The sequence below is a fragment of the Solimonas flava DSM 18980 genome (assembly GCF_000426685.1).
GTDB classification, from domain to species: domain Bacteria; phylum Pseudomonadota; class Gammaproteobacteria; order Nevskiales; family Nevskiaceae; genus Solimonas; species Solimonas flava.
In genome coordinates, this window is record NZ_AUFV01000023.1 from 1 (window position 1) to 19,340 (window position 19,340).

At 70.5% G+C, this 19,340-nt stretch carries 14 protein-coding genes and 3 tRNA genes; 10 read left to right on the forward strand and 7 right to left on the reverse strand.

What is annotated here, in order from left to right:
- Positions 1-160 precede the first annotated feature (160 nt).
- From hrpB to K343_RS0117880, 6 genes are all read right to left on the reverse strand, one after another.
- Positions 161-2,662, reverse strand: coding sequence for an ATP-dependent helicase HrpB (gene hrpB / locus K343_RS0117855; protein WP_028009226.1), 2,502 nt, complete (start codon positions 2,660-2,662; stop codon positions 161-163).
- A 48-nt stretch (positions 2,663-2,710) separates the two neighbouring features.
- A complete protein-coding gene (locus tag K343_RS0117860) occupies positions 2,711-4,693 on the reverse strand; it encodes a pilus assembly protein TadG-related protein (RefSeq protein ID WP_028009227.1) in 1,983 nt (660 codons plus the stop codon).
- Between the two features lie 102 nt (positions 4,694-4,795).
- The gene (locus K343_RS0117865) at positions 4,796-5,530 is read right to left on the reverse strand and encodes a type III pantothenate kinase (protein ID WP_028009228.1); all 735 of its coding nucleotides are present in this window, start codon (positions 5,528-5,530) and stop codon (positions 4,796-4,798) included.
- Entirely contained in the window at positions 5,527-6,507 is a 981-nt protein-coding gene (locus tag K343_RS0117870; protein ID WP_051278696.1) for a biotin--[acetyl-CoA-carboxylase] ligase, read from the reverse strand. Before K343_RS0117870 ends, K343_RS0117865 begins: the two co-directional genes overlap by 4 nt.
- Positions 6,492-7,139: a glycerol-3-phosphate 1-O-acyltransferase PlsY gene (gene plsY / locus K343_RS0117875; RefSeq protein WP_028009230.1), complete on the reverse strand. Its 648-nt coding sequence runs from the start codon at positions 7,137-7,139 to the stop codon at positions 6,492-6,494. Before plsY ends, K343_RS0117870 begins: the two co-directional genes overlap by 16 nt.
- A 1-nt stretch (position 7,140) precedes the next feature.
- Positions 7,141-8,928 (reverse strand): M61 family metallopeptidase, encoded by a 1,788-nt coding sequence (locus K343_RS0117880; RefSeq protein WP_028009231.1) that lies wholly within the window; start codon positions 8,926-8,928, stop codon positions 7,141-7,143.
- Positions 8,929-9,010: 82 nt separating this feature from the next.
- Between K343_RS0117880 and K343_RS0117885 the strand changes: the two genes are divergently transcribed.
- The 6 genes from K343_RS0117885 (at position 9,011) to purD (ending at position 16,046) form a co-directional block, all read left to right on the forward strand.
- Complete coding sequence (locus K343_RS0117885) at positions 9,011-10,630, forward strand: Aq_1262 family (lipo)protein (protein ID WP_028009232.1); 1,620 nt, start codon at positions 9,011-9,013, stop codon at positions 10,628-10,630.
- Between the two features lie 52 nt (positions 10,631-10,682).
- Positions 10,683-11,603, forward strand: a complete 921-nt coding sequence (locus tag K343_RS0117890) for an alpha/beta hydrolase (protein WP_028009233.1) — start codon at positions 10,683-10,685, stop codon at positions 11,601-11,603.
- 7 nt (positions 11,604-11,610) lie between these two features.
- Positions 11,611-12,507, forward strand: a complete 897-nt coding sequence (locus tag K343_RS0117895; RefSeq protein WP_028009234.1) for an alpha/beta fold hydrolase — start codon at positions 11,611-11,613, stop codon at positions 12,505-12,507.
- Between the two features lie 57 nt (positions 12,508-12,564).
- The gene (locus K343_RS0117900; RefSeq protein WP_028009235.1) at positions 12,565-13,878 is read left to right on the forward strand and encodes a serine/threonine-protein kinase; all 1,314 of its coding nucleotides are present in this window, start codon (positions 12,565-12,567) and stop codon (positions 13,876-13,878) included.
- A 168-nt stretch (positions 13,879-14,046) separates the two neighbouring features.
- Positions 14,047-14,649: a glycine zipper 2TM domain-containing protein gene (locus K343_RS23685; RefSeq protein WP_051278697.1), complete on the forward strand. Its 603-nt coding sequence runs from the start codon at positions 14,047-14,049 to the stop codon at positions 14,647-14,649.
- A 101-nt stretch (positions 14,650-14,750) separates the two neighbouring features.
- Positions 14,751-16,046, forward strand: coding sequence for a phosphoribosylamine--glycine ligase (gene purD, locus K343_RS0117910; protein ID WP_028009236.1), 1,296 nt, complete (start codon positions 14,751-14,753; stop codon positions 16,044-16,046).
- A gap of 46 nt (positions 16,047-16,092) precedes the next feature.
- Here purD and K343_RS22780 read toward each other — a convergent pair whose 3' ends face one another.
- A complete protein-coding gene (locus K343_RS22780) occupies positions 16,093-18,477 on the reverse strand; it encodes a hypothetical protein (RefSeq protein WP_154662651.1) in 2,385 nt (794 codons plus the stop codon).
- 244 nt (positions 18,478-18,721) lie between these two features.
- On the opposite strand from K343_RS22780, the gene K343_RS0117920 reads away from it, so the two are divergent.
- The 4 genes from K343_RS0117920 to K343_RS24245 all read left to right on the forward strand — a co-directional run.
- A tRNA-Tyr gene (locus K343_RS0117920) sits at positions 18,722-18,807 on the forward strand.
- 20 nt (positions 18,808-18,827) lie between these two features.
- Positions 18,828-18,901 (forward strand) — tRNA-Gly (locus K343_RS0117925).
- 14 nt (positions 18,902-18,915) lie between these two features.
- A tRNA-Thr gene (locus K343_RS0117930) sits at positions 18,916-18,991 on the forward strand.
- 254 nt (positions 18,992-19,245) lie between these two features.
- Positions 19,246-19,340, forward strand: a 95-nt coding sequence (locus K343_RS24245) for a GTP-binding protein (RefSeq protein WP_043113128.1), incomplete at its 3' end; no start/stop codon positions are given.

The window sequence follows — 19,340 nt, forward strand, 5'->3', positions numbered from 1 at the left end:
GGAAGTGAAACGACTCAGCGCCGATGATAGTGTGGCAGCTGCCATGTGAGAGTAGGACACTGCCAGGGTCTTAAACACAAACAACCCCGATGCCAATGCATCGGGGTTTTTTGTTGCGCGTCGATCCCCGCCCGGGCGCTACATGCTCAGAACCGTGACCTTACGTCCCGCGCGGCTTTGCGCGTCGGGTCGGGATCGCCGTGCGCGGGTCCTCAGGCCACGGATGCCGCGGATAGCGGCCACGCAGATCTTTACGCACTTCGGCGTAGCCTCGCGTCCAGAAACCTGCGAGGTCCTGTGTCACCGCGATCGGCCGCTGTGCGGGTGACAGCAAATGCAGCACGACCTTCGTGCGCCCGCCATCGACGGTCGGCGTGTCGTGGCTGCCGAACATCTCCTGCAGCTTCACTTCAAGCGCCGGCGCTTCACCCGCACGATAGTCCAGGCGAATTCGCGAGCCGCTCGGCACCTCGATGTGCGTCGGCGCCAGACGCTGCAGATCCTGCTGCTGGCGGTAGTCGAGCTGCGCGCGCAGCAATTCCTCCACGTCGAGCCGGTCGAGATGCTCGCGGCGGCTGATCCCGGTCAGATGAGGCCGCAGCCATTGCTCCAGGCGAGCTGCGAGGCCAACGTCGCTGACATCCGGCCAATCTTCTTCCGGACGCCAGTGGCGCAGCGACGCGATGCGTGCCTGCATCTGGCGAGCGGCATCGGTCCAGGGCAGCGCATGCAAGCCGATCGAGCGAATCCCGGCGAGCATCGCGTCCGCCACCAGCTCCGCGATGTCCTTCAGCGGCAACGGTTTGCGTTCGAGCACGATCGCGCCGAGCCTGCGCTGCGATTCGGCGAGCACCGACTCGCTTTGCGGATTCCAGGCAACGATTTGTTGCCATTGCAGGCTTTCCTGCTGATCGCGCAGCAAGTCCTCAGCCTCGATCGCGATCGCCGAGCGGATCCGTCGCGGTGGGCCGGGATCCCACTGGGCGATCGCGAGCCAATCGGCATGCGCCAGCGGATCGATTTCGCGGATGCGGGCTTCTCCGCCATCGGCGCATAGAAAGGCGACTTCCTGCGCGCCGCGGGTGCCGGCTCGGCGCTGGGCAATACGCTCCGGGTAGGCCCAGGCAATGCAGCGCGCGACATCCTGATCACGCACCTCGCTGGGGACGTCGTCGATCGCGGCGATGCGCTGGAATTGCCGCGCCGACTCGGCGACCCGACGCCGACCAGGCGGGTCGCCGTGGCCGCGGGCATAGTCGCGGACGACCTGGGCCAGATCACTGCCGCCGGTGCTGTCGCGTGCTTCAAGACTGGCCGCGGTCCAGGCCGCGACGCCGCCAAGGCCGTTCTTCCTGGCCATGACGAGCATGTGGGCGAGGCGCGGACTTGCCGGCAGGCGCATCAGCTCCCGGCCATGCGCGCTGATGCGGTCTGAGGCATCGAGCGCCGCCAGATCGTGCAGGCGCTCGCGCGCATACTGCCAGTTCGTGTCGCTCGGATGATCGAGAAAGCGCAGGCTCTGGGTGCGGTCGACGCCCCAGGCCGCAAGTTCCAGCGCGAATCGCGTCAGATCGACGGCGAGGATTTCCGGCGTGTCATGCGCCATCAGGCTCGCGTGCTGTTCGCGGCTCCACAGTCGGTAGCACACGCCGGGGCCGAGGCGCCCAGCGCGTCCGGCGCGCTGCTCGGCTGAGGCCCGTGAAACACGTTCGGTCTCGAGGCGGTTGGCGCCGGCGGCGAGGTCGAAACGGGCGACGCGAACCAGTCCGCCGTCGACGACGGTGTGCACGCCTTCGACCGTCAAACTGGTTTGCGCGATGTTGGTGGCCAGAATCACCTTGCGCCGCCCGGCGGCATCCGGCTGCAAGGCCAAGTCCTGTTCCTGTGACGATAGGTCGCCATACAAGGGACGTACGGCGACGTCCGCCCCGAGTCGCGTCGACAGCACGCCCTGCGCTTGCCGGATTTCCCGCGCGCCGGGCAGGAAAGCCAGAATGTCGCCGGCATTTTCGTCGAGCGCCCGCAGCACGCCCCGGGCCACCTGCTCGCCGTGGTCGCGGGCCAGCCGGTCGATCGCCGCTGCCGCGTAACGGACGTCGATCGGATAAAGCCGCCCGCCGCTTTCGATCACCGGCGCGTCGTCGAGCAGGCCGGCGACGCGTTCGGTGTCGAGCGTCGCCGACATCACGAGCACGCGCAGCTCCGGGTTGAGGTTCGCGCGCGCGTCCAGCGTCAGCGCCAGGGCCAGATCGGCATCGAGGCTGCGTTCGTGGAACTCGTCGAAGATCACGAGGCCGACGCCGGGCAGTTCCGGATCCGCCTGCAGACGCCGCGCCAGCAGGCCTTCGGTGACAACCTCGACTCTCGTCCGCGCACCGACGCGGCGCTCGAAGCGGATCTGGTAGCCGACCGTTTCGCCGACCGTCTCGCCGAGCAACGCCGCCATGCGCGCGGCGGCGGCGCGTGCGGCGACGCGGCGCGGTTCGAGCATGACAATGCGCTTGCCGCGCAGCCACGGCTCATCCAGCAGCGCCAATGGCACGACCGTCGTCTTGCCGGAGCCCGGCGGCGCGGCGAGGACGGCGCCGCTGCCAGCCGACAGCGCCGTGCGCAAGGCCGGAAGACTGTCGAGAACCGGAAGCGGAGGCAGAGGTACGGACATGAGACGATGCGCGAAAGGCGCACAGTCTAAGCGCCTCGCGCACCAGCGTCAGGGCACGATCACGACCGGCACTGCCGTGGTGACGATCTGCGGCTGATCGACGGTGACCAGGTCCATGATCACGGTGGCCTGTCCGACCTGAATCCCGAGCAAGCGCAGCAGCGGATCGATGATCGCGTCGAGCAGGCCGCCGACACCGGTCAGCACGGGGCCGAGTGCCGTCTTCACCAGATCGACCAGGGTGTTGACCAGGGCGGCGAGGATGCCGCTCAGCAGATCGAGCAGGCCGGGCGTGGCCTGCGACGTATCCTTCTCGACGACGAGGTTCAGCGAACTGACGAGGCCACCGAGCGCCGAGCCGAGCAGTTGGCCCGAGCTTACCGTCTGCGGGTTGTCGGCGACCGCCGCGCTCGGCGGCACGCCGTCGGCGCGATACGTGGGCGTGCTGTGTGCCGGAAGATTGTTCAGGCGCGTGAACTGGGTGACGGACAAGGGCAACGGCGAAATCGCCTCGCTGCCGACCGGCACGGACACCGGGCCTGGCGTGACATTGACGTTCAGCGACAAGGTCCCGAGCGGAATGAGGCAGAGAAGCGCGCAGACCGGGCCGATGTGCGCGGCGGTGATCGGTGCTTTGGTCTGGGCGAGATCCGGCGCGCTGCTGGCGTTGCCGAGGAAGGTGCCGAGCTTCAGCGTCGCGACGCCGGTCTTCGCGCTGAGGTTGGCGACCGGCTTGCCGTTGTTGGTGCCGACGCGCGGACAGCCGATGCGGTCCAGATAGGCGGTCGCTGGCGCGACCTCGAGATCGATGCCGACCCGGACCGGGTCGACGACGACGTCGGCGTTGTAGAGGAGGCCCCCAAGGCCAATGGTCTTGAGCAGCAGGTTCAAGCCGGCGACGATGTCCGAGACGGTGTTCAGCTGCAGGCGTGTCTTCAGGCGAATCTGCGCGGTGCTGGCGCTGGTCAGTCCGGCGCGGCCGAGCGGGCTCAGCTGCGGCGGTTCCAGCACTTGCAGGAACACGTTCAGGTTGACGCCGAGCAAGCTCAGATTGAGCCCCGGAATCGCGATCGGCTTGACGCTGCCGCTCGGATCGGCATTGGCCGCCAGCGCGAGCGCCATCAGCAGATCGCCGAGGTTGACGAACGGGATGCCGGAGACCACGGCGCCGACCGGCTGCAGGATCGCGCCCAGCGGAATCGGCGTGTTGTTCGTGGTGTGGCCGGCGAGGTTCTGCAGCGAATCGCGCACCTCGGCGCTGACCGTCGTGCCCAGGGCGCCGAGCAGATTGTTCAGCACATTGCTGAGGATCGGCGCGTGGGCATTGAGCGCCGTCAGATCCGACAGATCCTTCACGTCCACGCCGAGCGCGAGCGCCAGCTGCTCGACGGTGAGATTGACGGACGCGATGCCCTGGTAGCCGACCGCGCCGATCGACACCGAGCCCCCCAGCAATGCCGACAGCAGGCCGTTGACGACGCCGTCGTTGAGACTCAGCAGCGTGGTGCCGATGCGCAGGCTGCCGAGTGCCGTCTGCTCGGCGGTCGCCGACGCCACCATGTTGCCGGTCGACGGCGTGAACAGCGGCATGAGCTGGCTCGGGAACGGGCGCGTCAGCGTCACCCGCACGCCGTGCGCATCGCGCATCGCCGTCGCGTCGGTGATGTCGACAGGCACCAGATAGCGAGAGACCCCGGAGCCCAGGCCTTGCTGGCGATCCGTCGTGATCTTGCCGACTTCAGCACTCGATGTCGGTACGCCGTTACTGCCGGCATTGCGCGACAGGCTGGCCTGGACCGCGCTGTCGATCTCGCTCTGCGTCGGCAGCGTGTCGCGGTTGCAGCCGCTGGCGACACGGACGGCGTCGAGCGCAGCCAGATTGGCCATGCGCTGCAGCTCACGATGGGCGAAATAAAGGCGCCCGACCTCGATGGCGAGCAGCGTGGCGATCAACAGGGTGACGATGCTGACCGCGACGAACACGGCAGCCGCGCCGCGCTGATGCCGGCGATACGTCCGATGCTGCTTCATGGGTTTTCCTTTTCCCTCCGAGTCTGCAGCATGCTCATGTCCCCGGATCGCGGCCTGCCCGGCCGTCCAACGGCCGGCGCCGACCGACGAAGCGTAGTCCGATTAGGCGTTTTCCGACAAAGCCCTCAGTCCTTCGAGGACCAACTGCGGACGCGTTTCCCAGCTTGCGTCCAGATGCGCACGGAGCGTGCCGGCATCGCCGCCGGTCAGCAGACCGACAGCGTCCGCTCCCGCCAGTGTGCGCGCGCGGTCGATCGCGCCGAGGCAGGCGAGCATCGCGCCCTGGCGCACGCAGCTCTCGGTGTCGTCGCCGAGGCCACCGCCGTACGGTACGCCGGCTGCGCGCGTCGCGAAGCGGGTCGCGCCGAGCACGGCGCGCTGCTGGGTTTCGAGCCCGGCGGCGATCAGGCCGCCGCAGTGGCGACCGTCCGCAGCGATGACATCGATGGTCAGCGCCGTGCCGGCGTCGACCACGCAGGCCGCGCCGCGGCGTGCATACCAGGCCGCGACCATCGCCAGCCAGCGGTCGACGCCGAGCCGTTGTGGTTCGCGATAGGCATTGCGCAGGCCGCGCCACTCGGCGGCGCTGCGGGCGAGCTGCGGAGTCACGGCGAAATGCAGGCGCACCGCCTCGCGCAGCGCCGCTTCGTGCGCGTCGCCGGTGACGTGGGCCATCCATACGGCGTCGACTGTTGCCGCCGGCAGCTCGGCGATCGTGCGCGCCGGTTCGCCGTCGTGCAGCACCGCACCGGTTTCCGTCATCTGTCCGTCGCGGATCAGCGCCCACTTCAGGCGCGTATTGCCGACGTCGATCAGGAGCTTGCTCGCGCTGCTCATGCGAGGCGCAGGCTGACTTCGCCGGCGTGCACGGCGACGCGGCCGGCAACGGTGTCGACGAGCAGCGCGCCGTCGCCATCGACGCCGCGCGCGATGCCGTCGGTGATCTGCTCGCCGTTGTGAATGCGCACGGCGGCGTCGCGGCTTGCATCGAGGTCGGCCCAGTCGGCCGCGACGGCCGCGAAACCGGTCGACGGATAGGCCAGCAGCCGTTGCTGCAGACGCCGCAGCAGCGCCCCGGCGAGCGCATTGCGGCCGGGCGCGCTGCGCCCGAGCCGGGCCATCGCCGAGTCGAGATCGATCCAGGGTTGCGTCACGCCGTCGGCCTGTGCGGCGTCCATGTGCAGGTTCACGCCGATGCCGATGACGACGCGGCAGCCGCCGCCGGCTTCGCCGCGATGTTCGATGAGAATGCCGCCGAGCTTGCGGCCGTCGACCAGCAGGTCGTTCGGCCACTTGAGCCGGACGCCGGACAGGCCCAGTTCGCGCAGCGCCAGTGCGCATTCGGCGCCGACGGCCAGCGACAGCGCGGTGAGCGCGCGCGGCCAGCTCGGCCACGACCAGGCGATCGAAACGTACAGATTGGCGCCGAACGGCGAGATCCATTGCCGACCGCGCCGGCCGCGGCCGGCGGTCTGCAGCTCGGCGAACAGTGCCTGCGGGTCCTGCGCCGGATCGGCCTCGAGCAGGCGCGAACTGGTCGAGTCGACGACCGGCTGTACGGCGACGCGAAGGCCGGGCGCGGCGGCCTGCAGTTGCGCGGCGTCGAGCCGTTCGAGCGGCGCGGCGAGGCGGTAGCCGAGGCCCTGTCGCGATTCGAGCGCGAGCTGCCAGTCGCGCAGCTTGTCGATGCGCTTGGCCAGCGCCGCGCGGGTGATGCCGGAGCGCGCCGCCAGATCCTCGCCGGAATGCCAGGCGCCGTCGGCGAGCGCGTCGACCAGTGCCAGCAGTTCGGCTTCGTTCAGCGCGACAGCCATCGGCCGAGGACCCTCGCTTTCTCGAAACGGTGCTCGCGGCCCTGCAGCAGGCGGCCGATGTTCTCGCGGTGCTTCCAGGCGATCAGCGCCGCCATCGCCAGCGTGAAGTACCCGGCCGGCGAGGCGAGCCCGGACGGTTGCGCGCAGGCCACCCAGACGACGGCGGCGGCCGCGGCGCCGAGCGTGGCGAGGCTGACGTAGCCGCTCAACATGACCAGCAGCGCGAAGACGCCGAGCATCCAGCCGAGCGCCGCCGTCAGCAGCGCGCCGAACACGCCGGCCAGCGTCGCCACGCCCTTGCCGCCGTGAAAGCCGTAGAACACCGGATAGCAATGGCCGAGCGCGACGGCGACGCCGCAGACGTAGGCCTGCTCGCGCAGCGCCAGCAGCGGCGTGCCCAGGGCCGGCAGGTGCGGGATCAGCAGCACGGCGGCGACGCCCTTCAGCACGTCGATCGCCAGCACCCCGAGCGCGAAGCCGGTGCCCTGCGTGCGCAGCGCGTTGGTGGCGCCGACATTACCGCTGCCGAGCTTGCGCAGGTCGACGCCGCCGCGCAGCAGGCCGATCAGCTGGCCGCCCATCAGCGTGCCGAGCAGGTAGGCGAGGACGGTCTTGACGATCAGGTCGAGCACGTCAGACGCCCAGCCAGGCTTTGCGGCGCGCGGCGATGGCGTCGCTGGCGTCGGTCAGCGTCAGCGTCCAGGTGTCATGCGGCGGCGCGACCGGCGCGAGTTCGAGCGTCAGCAGCTCGTCGTTGCGGAACACCTGCAGCGGATACGCGCGCTCGGGCGCGAGCGCGGCGACGCGCGCGGCCCAGTTCGCCGGCGTCACGCGCAGGCCGTCGAGCGCGACGATCTGGTCGTTCGCCGACACGCCGGCGCGCTCGGCCGGGCTGCCGCTGAAGACATGCAGCACGCGCGTATCGCCGCTGCGCAGCTTGAGGCCGGCCCAGCTGCGCGGCGCTTCACCCGAGACCCATCCGCCGGCATCGGTTTCCGAAACCGCGGCGCGCCGTGCTGCGCGCACGCCGAAATCGGCCAGCAGCTCGGCGAGCGGCAGCTCGTCGGTCGAGCGCAGCGCCAGATCGAAGAAGGCGCGCAGGTCGAGGCCGGACAGCTCCTGCGCGAGCGCTTCGAGACCGCCTTCCGGCACGCCGCTGCCGCTCGCGCCCCAGCGCCGCCAGGCTTCGCGCAGCACGTCGTCGAGCGAGATCGAAGCGTCGCGACGCAGGCGCAGATCCAGGCACAGCGCGACGAGCGCGCCCTTGACGTAGTAGCTGACCGCCGCGTTCGGGGTGTTGTCGTCCGGCTGGTAGTACTTGATCCAGGCTTCGAAGCTGGCATCGGCGAGCGTCTGCCGCAGGCGCCCCGGCGTGCGTTCGAGCCGCGTCGCCTGCTCGGCGACGACGTCGAGGTAGCTCGCCGCGTCGATGAGGCCGGCGCGCAGCAGGAACAGATCGTCGTAGTACGAGGTGATGCCCTCGTAGTGCCAGAGGTCGCGCGTGTAGGCCTCGCTGCCGAGATCGGACGCCAGGAAGTTCGCGGCGGTGATGCGCTTGACGTTCCAGAGATGGAAGTACTCGTGGCTGCACAGGCCGAGGAAGGTGCGGTAGTCCTTGCCGAGCTTGGCGTCGCCGGCGCGCGGGAAGTCGCCGCGCGAGCAGATCAGCGCCGTCGAATCGCGGTGTTCGAGGCCGCCGTAGCCGCTGGCGACGACGTTGGTCAGGAACAGGTACTGCGGCAGCGCCGGCTGCTGGCCGAACAGCTCGCGCTCGACGTGGCAGATGCGCGCCAGATCGGCGGCGACGCGCGGCAGGTCGGCTTCGACGCGGCCGGACAGCACCAGCGCGTGCGGGATGCCGTCGACGTCGAAGTCGACGCGCTGGAAATCGGCCATCTCGACCGGATGGTCGATCAGCGCCTCGTAGTCCTCGGCGCGGTAGCGGCCGAAGCCGCGGGCGTCGAGCTTGACGGCCGGCAGCGTCGTCGCCACGCGCCAGGCCGCGGCCAGCGCATCGTCCGGGGCCTGCAGGTCAAGCTCGAACGGGCCGTGCGCGAAGCCTTGCGGGCAGTAGAACAGCGAGCTGCCGTTGAAAAAGCCGCGGCGCGTATCGAGCCAGGCCTTGCGCACCGATTCGTCGAAGGCGTGCACGGTGTAGACGAGCGTCAGTGCGCCGGCGGCCGGCGCGCAGCGCAGTGAGCGCTTGTCGAGGCGCTCGACGGCCACGGCTTCGCCCCGGCTCTCGGCGCGCAGCTCGACGACGTGCTTGGCGAAATCGCGGACCAGATAGCTGCCGCGCAGCCAGCCCGGCAGATGGAAGCGCTGGCCGGCCGGGTCGGGCGCGGCGATCGTGCAGCGGACTTCGTACAGATGGGCACGAAGGTCGGCGGCACGGACGGAATAGACGACGGGGCTGCTCACGCTCGGAAGGGTCCGGCTCGGGTTCTGGCCGCGTATTATGCCGCCGGTTCCGTCCGCTCCTCGCGCCCTGCGTCCCGTTCCGATGCGTGCCACGACTGTCGCTGCCCTCGGCGCCACTCTGCTGCTGGCGTTGCTCGCTGCCTGCAAGCCGGCGTCGCCGCCGGCCGCGCCCGCGGCCTTCGATCCGCTGGCCGCGGCGCGCGCCGCGGCGGGCCGCTTCGACAACCGCGAGGCGCCGGTCGTCGCCGCCTGCTACACACGCACCGACGGCGCCGCCAATCCCTGCTGGGTCTGCCATACCGCGGCCAACGGCCACAACCGCGCCGACGACGCGGACCTGCAGGTCCGCTATGCGTTCAGCGCCGCCGCGCAGACCAACCACTGGACCAACCTGTTCGTCGATCGACGCGCCGCGATCGCGACGATCGGTAACGACGAGATCCTGGCCTGGGTGCGTGCCGACAACTACACGCCGCTGCGCGAGCAGCTGGCGACGCGGCGCGACTACCTTGGCTGGCGCCCGGATCTGGATCTGCGGGCGGGTTTCGACGAGCAGGGCTTCGCCCGCGACGACTCGCGCTGGCGCGCGTTCCGCTACATGCCGTTCCCCGGCACGTTCTGGGCAAGCAACGGTTCGGCCGACGACGTCTTCATCCGCCTGCCGGCAGCGTTCTACAGCGACGCCGACGGCCGCTATTCGGTCGAGCGCTACCGCGTCAACCTGGCGATCCTCGAGGCGGCGCTCGCCGTTCCGGACACGGTGCCGGACGCGCAGCTCGTGCGCCGCGTCGAGCCGCTGTCCGAGGATGTCGCCGGCTTCGATCTCGACGGCGACGGCCGTGTCGGCGGCACGGTCGACACGATCCGCGGCCTGCCGGTGCGCTACGCGACGGTCGCGCCGATCGCCGTGCGCCGCTGGCTGTATCCGCAGGGCACTGAGTTCCTGCACAGCGTGCGCTACCTCGATCCGGACGCGCCGGATTTCATCGCGGCGCGTCTCAAGGAGCTGCGCTACAGCGTCAAGCGCGGCGACTACACGCCGGACGCGCTCGCCAACGTTTACGCCGAAGAACGCCAGGCCAAGGCGGTCGGCGCCTTGCCGCACTTTGCCGGCCGTGCCGAGACCGGCCTGCTCAACGAGCACGGCTGGCAGCTGCAGGCTTTCATCGAGGACGCCGCCGGGCGCCTGCGCCTGCAGACCGACGAGGAGCACTATTTCTGCATGGGTTGCCACAGCAACCTCGGCGTCACCGTCGACCAGAGCTTTTCGTTCCCGCGCAAGCGCCCCGGCGCCGAAGGCTGGGGCTACCAGACGCTGGCCGGGCTGCGCCCGGTCGCGCAGGCCGGCCAGCGCGAGCCGGAGATCCTCGCCTACTTCCGCCGCGCGCACGGCGGCGACGAGTTTCGCGCCAACGCGGAAGTGCTCGCGCGCTGGTTTCCGGGCGGCCGTCTCGACGAAGCGGCGGTGCGCGGCGCCGATCTGCGCGCGCTGACGCTGCCCTCGCGCGAGCGCGCGCTGGCGCTCGACAAGGCCTATCGCGTGCTGGTCGGCGAACAGCGCTTCACCGCCGGTCGCGACGCCCCGCTGCAGCCTCCGGCCCAGGTGCACCGCCGCCTCGACAACGACGAGACCGGTCTGGCCGAGCGGGACCGGGTCTTTCGCGACGGCCGCCTGTGGCTCGACTGGGGAGACGCACGCTGAGTGCCGCCGGGCCGTACAGAAGTGCCCGATGCTTTCGGTATGCTTGCCGGCGATGAGTCAGCGTCCCTCCCTGCGTGCCCTGGCCTGGCGGCGTCCGGTCCGCTGGCTGCTTGCGCCGATCTTCCAGGCCGGCCGCTCGGTGGCACTGCGCCGGCGCTTGCTGCTGCGCGTCGCGGCGCTGACGCGGCTGCCGGTGGTGAGGTGCACGAAGATCGCCGCCGATACCCTGCGCGGCGTGCCGATCGAGTGGGTCAGCTCGACGCGCCAGACGCCGCGGCGGGTGCTGCTGTATTTCCACGGCGGCGCCTACATCGTCGGCGCGGCGCGCATCTATCGCGCGGTCAACGCGCGGCTCGCCGATTGGGCGCAGGCGCGCGTCGCCGCGGTCGACTACCGGCTGGCGCCGGAACATCCGTTCCCGGCGGCGAGCCAGGATGCGCTCGATGCGTATCGCGGCCTGCTCGAGCGCGGCATCGATCCGGCGACGATCGTGCTCGGCGGCGATTCGGCCGGCGGCGGTCTGGCGCTGGCCTGCGCGCTGCAGATCCGCGACGCCGGTCTGCCGGCCCCGGCCGCGGTCGTGCTGTTCTCGCCGTGGACCGATCTCGGCCTGCGCGGCGAGTCGATCCGCAGCCACGCCGCCAGCGAGCTGGTGCTCGACGCCGACACGCTGCGCGAAGCGGCCGCCGCCTATCTCGGCGCGCAGCCGGCCGACACGCCGCTGGCCTCGCCGATGTATGCCGATCTGCACGGCCTGCCGCCGCTGCTGATCCAGGTCGCCGATACCGAAATCCTTTACGACGACGCGCTGCGCTTCGCCGAGCGGGCGCAGGCCGCTGGCGGCACGGTCGAGCTGCGCGTCTGGCACGGTCTCTGGCACGTCTGGCAGGCGTTCGCCGGCAAGCTGCCGGAAGCCGACGCGGCGCTGCGCGAGGCGGCCGCGTTCATCGTCCGTCACGCGCGCGCGGCGTGAGGCGCGCATGAGCCTGACGCGCTGGCGCGACACGGGCGCCGCCTTCGATTTCGACGGGCACCGGATCTTCATTCATCCGCACGGCGAGGGCGACGAAGCCTTGCTGCTGCTGCACGGGTTTCCGACCGCATCCTGGGACTACGAGGGTCTGTGGCCGGGGCTTTGCAAGCGCTTCGGGCACGTCATCGCCTTCGATCTGCTCGGACTCGGTTTTTCCGACAAGCCGTATCCGCACCGCTACGGCGTCGCCGAGCAGGCCGATCTTGCCGAGCGCCTGCTCGCCGCGCGCGGCGTGCGGCGCGTGCACCTGCTCGCGCACAACTACGGCGTCTGCATCGCCCAGGAGCTGCTGGCCCGCGCGATCGAGCGCCGCGCCGCCGGCGCCGCGGCCCCCGGCACGCAACCGCTCAGCGCGGTCTTCCTCAACGGCGGCCTGTTTCCGGAGGCGAGCCGGCAACGGCGCGCACAGCATCTGCTGCGCAGTCCGTTCGGTCCGCTGCTCGCGCGGCTGAGCGGCCCGCGCTTCTTCGCGCGCTCGTTCCTGCCGCTGTTCGGTGCGCAGACCCGCCCCGGGCTGATCGAGCTGCACGACTACTGGACGCTGATCACGCTGAGCCAGGGCCAGCGCGTGCTGCGCGACCTGCTCGGCTACGTCGACGAGCGCCGCCAGCAGCGCCGGCGCTGGTCCGGCGCGCTGCTCGACGCCGGCGTGCCGATGCGTTTCATCTGCGGCGCCCAGGATCCGGTGGCCGGGCCGGCGATGGCGGCGCGCTATCGCGAGCTGGTGCCGTCGCCGGATGTCGTCATGATCGACGCCGCCGGCCACTATCCGCACGTCGAGACGCCCGACCGCTGCCTGCGCGCGTTCGTCGCCTTCCACGACACGATCGGCGGTTTGTCCTGAAGCTGCCTGGCTGCTGCTGACGCCGGCAGCTATGCTGCGACGTCGGGGGCGCGAGGCATGGGCGAGCAAGAGCATTCCGCGGGACGCAGGGCGGCAGCGCCCACCCAGATCGGCAAGTACGAGCTGCTCGGCGAGATCGGCCGCGGCGCCTGCGGCGTCGTCTTCAAGGGCCTCGACCCGTTCTTGCAGCGCGAGGTCGCGCTGAAGGTCGCGCTGCACGATCCGGGCGCCGATCCGGAGCGCGCGCGCGGTCGCGGCTTCTTCGCCGAGGCCCGCGCCGCCGGCCTGCTGCAGCATCCGCATATCGTCGCGCTGTACGACGCCGGCGTCGAAGCCGAGCTGAGCTACCTCGTCATGGAGTACGTCGACGGCCATACGCTGCAGCCGCTGTGCCGGCCCGCCGGCCCGCGCGCACCGCTGGCCCAGGTCCTCGACATCGCCTTCAAGTGCGCCAAGGCGCTCGACTACGCACACGGTCGCGGCGTCCTGCATCGCGACATCAAGCCGAGCAACATCATGCTGACGCGCGACGGCGTGCCGAAGCTGATGGACTTCTCGATCGCCGAGATCACCGGCCGCAGCGCGGTGCCCGGCGAAGCCCGCGGCGTGCTCGGTTCGCCGCTGTACATGTCGCCGGAGCAGATCCGTCGCGAGCGGCTCGGGCCGGCCAGCGACCTGTATTCGCTGGGCGCGGTCCTGTTCCAGTTGCTGGCCGGTGTGCCGCCGTTCCAGGAGCCGGACATTCCGCGGCTGTTCCGGGCGATCCGCCACACGCCGGCGCCGCGGCTGCGCGAGTTCAAGCCCGAGCTGCCGGCGGCGGTCTCGGAGCTCGTCGAGCGCCTGCTGCTGAAGGATCCGGCGCAGCGCTTCCAGTCGGGTCGCGAGCTGGCCTCGACGCTGAGCCGCCTGTTCGACCGGCTGCGCGCCACGGACCGCCAGGTCAGTCGCCGCGAGTCGCACGATTCGCTGCGCCGCCTGCGCTTCTTCAGCGCCTTCAGTGACGAGGAGATCGACGAGATCCTCGGTGCCAGCCAGATGGTCACCTACAGTCCCGGCGAGGCGCTGATCCGCGAAGGCGAGATCGACACCGCCTTCTTCATCATGGCGCTCGGCCGCGCCGAGATTCGCAAGCGCGGCAAGCTGCTGCACCTGCTCGACAAGGGCGACTGCGTCGGCGAGATCGGCTTTCTGTCGACCCACAAGCGCACCGCGACGGTGATCGCGACGACCCGCGTGCTGGCGCTGAAGGTCAACGCGTCGCGCCTCGAGCAGACCACGCGCGACTGCCAGCTGCGCTTCTACAAGGTTTTCGCCGAGACCCTGATCTACCGGCTTTCGATCGCCAGCGCGCGCCTGTCCGCGCAGCCCTGAGCGAAAACGCCGGTCCGGCCCTTGCGCCGGCCTGCGGCGGCGCGCGATGCTTGGGCCTCGATGGTGTCGAGGCGGCGATTGCGGCGGCCGCGCAGTTCAGTTTCGGCTCATCGATGCCGTCTACAGTCCGCGCCCATCGGCATCCGCCGCATTCGAGAGGGGGCTTACATGAACAACCGTTTTCTGCGTTCCGCGTCCGCTGCGCTGCTGCTGGCGCTGACGCTGGCCGCCTGCAGCAAGCCGCAGGAGGCGCCGCCGGTCACCGATCCGGCCCAGCAGCCGGCGCCGACCGAAACCACGCCGGCGCCTGCGCCGAGCGAACCGGCGCCCGCCGAGCCGGTGCAGCCGGCGCCGGCCCCCGCGCCGAAGCCGAAACCGAAGCCGAGGCCTGCGCCGGTCGCCGAACCCGCGCCGGCGCCCGCGCCGCAACCGCAGGTCTGCTATGACTGCGGCACGATCAGCAACATCGCCGAAGTCCGCCAGAAGGGCGAAGGCTCCGGCGCCGGCGCGGTCGCCGGCGGCGTCGCCGGCGGCGTGATCGGCCACCAGTTCGGCAAGGGCAAGGGCAAGGATGCGGCGACCGTGCTCGGCGCGATCGCCGGCGCGGTCGGCGGCCACATGGCCGAGCAGCAGATCCGTGCCACCACGACCTACGACGTCACGGTCACCATGGAGACCGGCAACGCCCGTGTCATCAACGTTCCGGCGCTCAACGGCCTGACGGTCGGCGAGCAGGTGCGCATCGACGGCAACGCCATCCTGCCGCGCTGAGCCGGCAGCAGGATTTTCATCGCCCGCGGCGGCCGCAAGGCCCCGCGGGTTTTTCCTTTCCGCTACCCTAGCGCCCCTTTTTTCGGCAAGCGCGGTGGGTCATGGCTGAAACGCTCAAGGTACTGGTGATCGGCAGCGGCGGGCGCGAGCACGCGCTGGCCTGGAAGCTCGCGCAGTCGCCGCGCGTCGCCGAGGTGATCGTCGCGCCCGGCAATGCCGGTACCGCCCGCGAAGCCAAGTGCCGCAACGCGGCGGTGTCGGTCGAGGACGTCGCCGGCCTGCTGGCGCTGGCGCAGCGCGAAGGGATCGGCTTCACCGTGGTCGGCCCCGAGGCGCCGCTGGCGCTCGGCGTGGTCGACGCGTTCCAGGCCGCCGGCCTGCGTATCTTCGGGCCGACCCGTGCCGCCGCGCAGCTCGAAGCCTCGAAGGCCTTCACCAAGGATTTCCTCGAGCGGCATCGCATTCCGACCGCGCAGTACCGCGTGTTCACCGAGATCGAGCCGGCGCTGGCCTACGTTGCCGCGCGCGGCGCGCCGATCGTCGTCAAGGCCGACGGTCTGGCGGCCGGCAAGGGCGTCGTCGTCGCGACCACGATCGAGGAGGCGCAGGCCGCGGTGCGCGACATGCTGGGCGGCGCCATGCTCGGTCAGGCCGGTGCGCGTGTCGTGATCGAGGACTTCCTCGATGGCGAGGAGGCGAGCTTCATCGTCGTCGCCAGCGGCCAGCAGTATGTGGTGATGGCGACTTCGCAGGACCACAAGCGCATCGGCGACGGCGACACCGGCCCGAACACCGGCGGCATGGGCGCCTACTCGCCGGCGCCGGTGGTGACGGCCGACGTGCATGCGCGCGCCTGCCGCGAGGTCATCGAGCCGACCCTGCGCGGCATGGCGGACGAGGGCGCGCCGTTCACCGGCTTTCTCTACGCCGGCCTGATGATCAACGGCCGCGGCGAGCCGCGCGTGCTCGAATTCAACGTGCGCATGGGCGATCCGGAGACCCAGCCGATCCTGTTCCGGCTCGACTCGGATCTGCTCGATCTGCTCGAAGCCGCGGTCGACGGTCGCCTCGACGCCGTGCGGCCGGTCTGGAATCCGCAGCCGGCGCTCGGTGTGGTGATGGCCGCGGCCGGCTACCCGGGCCCGATCCGCAAGGGCGACGTCATTTCCGGCCTCGATGCCGACCTCGGCGCCGCCAAGGTCTTCCACGCCGGCACCACGCTGCGCGACGACGGCGCGGTGCAGACCGCCGGCGGGCGCGTGCTGTGCGTGGTGGCGCGTGCCGCGACGGTGCGCGAGGCGCAGAAGGCCGCCTACGCGGCGGTCGACCGGATCGGCTGGGCCGGCGCGCAGTTCCGTCGCGACATCGGCTATCGGGCGATCGCCCGCGAAGGCTGAGGCGCGCGCCCGCCGCCGTCCGGCGGCGGGCGCTGGCGTGCGCCGCTCAGGGCGGCGAGGTATCGAAATCGCGCGTCGCGCACGGCCGGCCGGCGCAGGTATCGACGACCGCGCCGTCGGATTTCAGGAATTCCGATTTCTGCAGGCGCGCCGCCACGGTCGAGCGCGGGAAGCTGTGCGGGTCGGCGCCGTAGCCGAGATCGGGGCGCGGCGGCCGGTTGTCGATCGGCGGCGGGGCGACGCCGTTCTCGGCGGGCGAGCCGTCGGCGTGCACGGTCGGGCCACTGTCCCAGACGATGATCGCCGAGCCGCCGTTGCGCCCGGCGCCGAGACAATCGAGGCCGTAGTACGGCGCGTCGTCCGGATGGCGGCGGCCGAAGCTGAGCGTGGGGGCGGCCGCCATCTCGGCCGTCACCGCCGGGTTGGCGCCGGCCTGCACCTTGTCGCCGCTTTGCGGGTCGGGCCCGCCGACCACGGCCGGACAGTGGATGCGTGCACCGATCGTGCGGGCCTCGACTTCGGCCGTCCACATGCTGACCTGATGATCACCGAAGGCGACGTGCAGCAGCACGCGCTTGGCGGGCGCGCCCGGCAGCGGATCGTCGGCGCGCAGGTGTTGCGCATAACCGTTGGCCTCGGCGCGATCCCACAGCATCTGGATCAGCGACAGCACCGTCGCCTGGTCGAGTGAGTGCTGGTACGCGGCGTAGAGGAATGCGGCGTAGGTGTCGAAATCGACGCTGCGGCGCAGCAGGGTCGAGTAGTTCATGCCCGGCACGCCGAGCACGCCGGCGCGGATGTCCGGCGACAGTGCGACCAGCGCGCCGCCCATGATGCCGCCCTGCGAATTGCCGTCGTAGAACAGCTCGGCGCGATCCAGCACGCAGGTCTGGCCGACGCGGAACGCCGGATCCGCGCAGAAGCCGTCGGCGCCGAGCATCGCGCGGCCGAGGAACATGAAGTTCAGGAAGCCCTGCTGCGCGCGGTCGGCGAGCGTCGGGAAGTTCGACATGTCGAGCAGGATCGTCGCGACGTTGACGATGTCGCCGGACGACATGCCGATCCAGTCGACCGCGCAGAACGCCATGTCGTGCTCCTGCGCCATGTCGCGGACATTGCCGGCGCCGACTTCGTCGTGGCTGCCCAGCAGGCCATGCCCGTAGAGCGAGATGCGGGCCGGCACGGCGCGCGTCGCGCTGGCGGCGCTGTCGGCGTCGCCGAACGCCGCGCGCGGCAGCATGCAGGTGTACGGCACGCGCATCGTCGGCGCGCTGCTGTTCTGCTCCGGCAGGCCGTCGTCGCCGTAGCGCAGGCGCGAGCCGGGCGCGCCGTTCGGCAGGCTCAGGTACGAGGGCACCGTCAGCGTGCCGCTGATCTCGCGGGCGATGTCGGGGTCTTCATCGGCGCTGTGTTCGGTCACGCTGTCGACGGTAAAGCCCGGCGCGGCGCCACCGAGATTCGCCAGCGCCTCGTCGCGCATATGCAGGGCGCGTTCGCTGAGATTGCGCCGGCTGGCGATGGTGAAATCCCAGGCGAGATAAAGCGAGTCGCGGGCGATGCCGGCTCTGGCGAGGGTCGCGAACAGCGCCTCCATGTGCGGCCGGCGCGCATTGATCGTGGCGTTGTCGCTGCGGTGGTTGTCGCGGTAGATGCGGAACGCCGGCGAGGCTTCGATCGTGGCGCCGTCGGCATCCTTGAGCCGGCGCAGGGCGACGATGTAGCGGCGGCCTTCGCGGAAATTGACGGCCGGCCGGATCATCAGGGCCGGGCCGGGATCGCCGAGTCCGGTGTCCGGCAGCGGCAGTGCCGCGCAGATCTCGCCGAGCGTCTGCGCCAGGCCGGCCAGCGGCTCGATGCCGACCAGTTCGGCGAGCGCGGCCAGCGGCTTGCCGCTGTCGCAGGCGGTGAACTTCGTCAGGTTCGCGTCGAGCTCGGACCAGACCGGCTGCCGTTCGAGCGTATCGGCGTCGATCACGACGACCGGCTGCTCGGCGCGGCGGGCGTCGGCGAGGTCGGTGATCGGCACGGCGCCGGTGCGGGCGAGATCCAGGCCGGGGACACGGGCCAGGATCAGCTGCCCGGGCGAAAAGCCGTCGTTGCGGTTCCACTCGGCGGGATCGATCGGTTTGCCGAGTACGTTCTTCGGCATCGACAGGGTGGTCAGCGCGACCCGTCGCCCGGTGTCGGTGCGGTCATCGGCGACCGTGTAATAGTCGTTCGGCCACGGATACAGGCAGTAGTGCGGGTCGGTCGGATCGCAGCGGCCCGCATCCAGCGCAGCGAGGCCGAGTTCTCCGTCGATCGAATCCTGCTCGGGCGGGATCGCCGGCGCCGGTGATCCGCCGGCGACCTCGGATCGCCCGCAGCCACTGCAGGCCAGCGACAACAGCAACAGCCCGATCGCACCGCGGCGCGATGTCGTCTTCATCATCGTCTTCTCCCCCATCGACCGCCTGTGGCGGTTCTCGTTCACGGCGTCGCCGTCAGGCGGCGCACCCGTGCCGCATGCCGCCTGGAGGCGGCCATGCGCACCGGCCTAGTGTGGCCCCAGCGGCGCGGCCGCGTCACCGGCGGCGATCGAACGCAGAGAAATTCGTTCAATCGCCTTGACGCAGCGGGACTCGGCGACGAGAATACGCGGCCCTTTCCGGGCACAAGCCGGAACGGAGCATGGCGGAGGGATACTCAAGCGGCCAACGAGGGCAGACTGTAAATCTGCTGGCTTACGCCTACGGTGGTTCGAATCCACCTCCCTCCACCAATATTCGATTCGCGGGTGAGGCGGGTGTAGCTCAATGGTAGAGCAGAAGCCTTCCAAGCTTCCTATGAGGGTTCGATTCCCTTCACCCGCTCCAGTCGGTAGTTTTTTGCCCACGTAGCTCAGTCGGTAGAGCACACCCTTGGTAAGGGTGAGGTCGATGGTTCGATTCCATTCGTGGGCACCAGATTCGGAAGTCGGCGGTTCGGAGTCCCGAGCCGCCGGATTCCAGCGAATGTCCTGCGCAGCGGGGACGAGCGCGGCGGTTTCCGCCGGCTCGACGCCTTCTGCGGAGACCGGTTACCGGGTCCTTCGCTGACGCGGAGCATCCAAAACGGTTGCGGCGGCGCTCCAGGAGCGTTGCCCGCGGCCTTTTTCGTTTTTTGAATGGCGCCCGATCGGCGCCCTGTTCCGGCGATAGAGAAGAACGGAGACTGCGCGATGGCAAAGGGTAAGTTTGAACGCACGAAGCCGCACGTGAACGTGGGCACGATTGGCCACGTTGACCACGGCAAGACGACGACGACGGCGGCGCT

Coding starts and splice junctions, on each gene's coding strand:
- hrpB (WP_028009226.1), bottom strand. CDS start 2,662: ATGTCCGTACCTCTGCCTCCGCTTCCGGTTCTCGACAGTCTTCCGGCC.
- K343_RS0117860 (WP_028009227.1), bottom strand. CDS start 4,693: ATGAAGCAGCATCGGACGTATCGCCGGCATCAGCGCGGCGCGGCTGCC.
- K343_RS0117865 (WP_028009228.1), bottom strand. CDS start 5,530: ATGAGCAGCGCGAGCAAGCTCCTGATCGACGTCGGCAATACGCGCCTG.
- K343_RS0117870 (WP_051278696.1), bottom strand. CDS start 6,507: ATGGCTGTCGCGCTGAACGAAGCCGAACTGCTGGCACTGGTCGACGCG.
- K343_RS0117885 (WP_028009232.1), top strand. CDS start 9,011: ATGCGTGCCACGACTGTCGCTGCCCTCGGCGCCACTCTGCTGCTGGCG.
- K343_RS0117890 (WP_028009233.1), top strand. CDS start 10,683: ATGAGTCAGCGTCCCTCCCTGCGTGCCCTGGCCTGGCGGCGTCCGGTC.
- K343_RS0117895 (WP_028009234.1), top strand. CDS start 11,611: ATGAGCCTGACGCGCTGGCGCGACACGGGCGCCGCCTTCGATTTCGAC.
- K343_RS0117900 (WP_028009235.1), top strand. CDS start 12,565: ATGGGCGAGCAAGAGCATTCCGCGGGACGCAGGGCGGCAGCGCCCACC.
- K343_RS23685 (WP_051278697.1), top strand. CDS start 14,047: ATGAACAACCGTTTTCTGCGTTCCGCGTCCGCTGCGCTGCTGCTGGCG.
- purD (WP_028009236.1), top strand. CDS start 14,751: ATGGCTGAAACGCTCAAGGTACTGGTGATCGGCAGCGGCGGGCGCGAG.
- K343_RS22780 (WP_154662651.1), bottom strand. CDS start 18,477: ATGATGAAGACGACATCGCGCCGCGGTGCGATCGGGCTGTTGCTGTTG.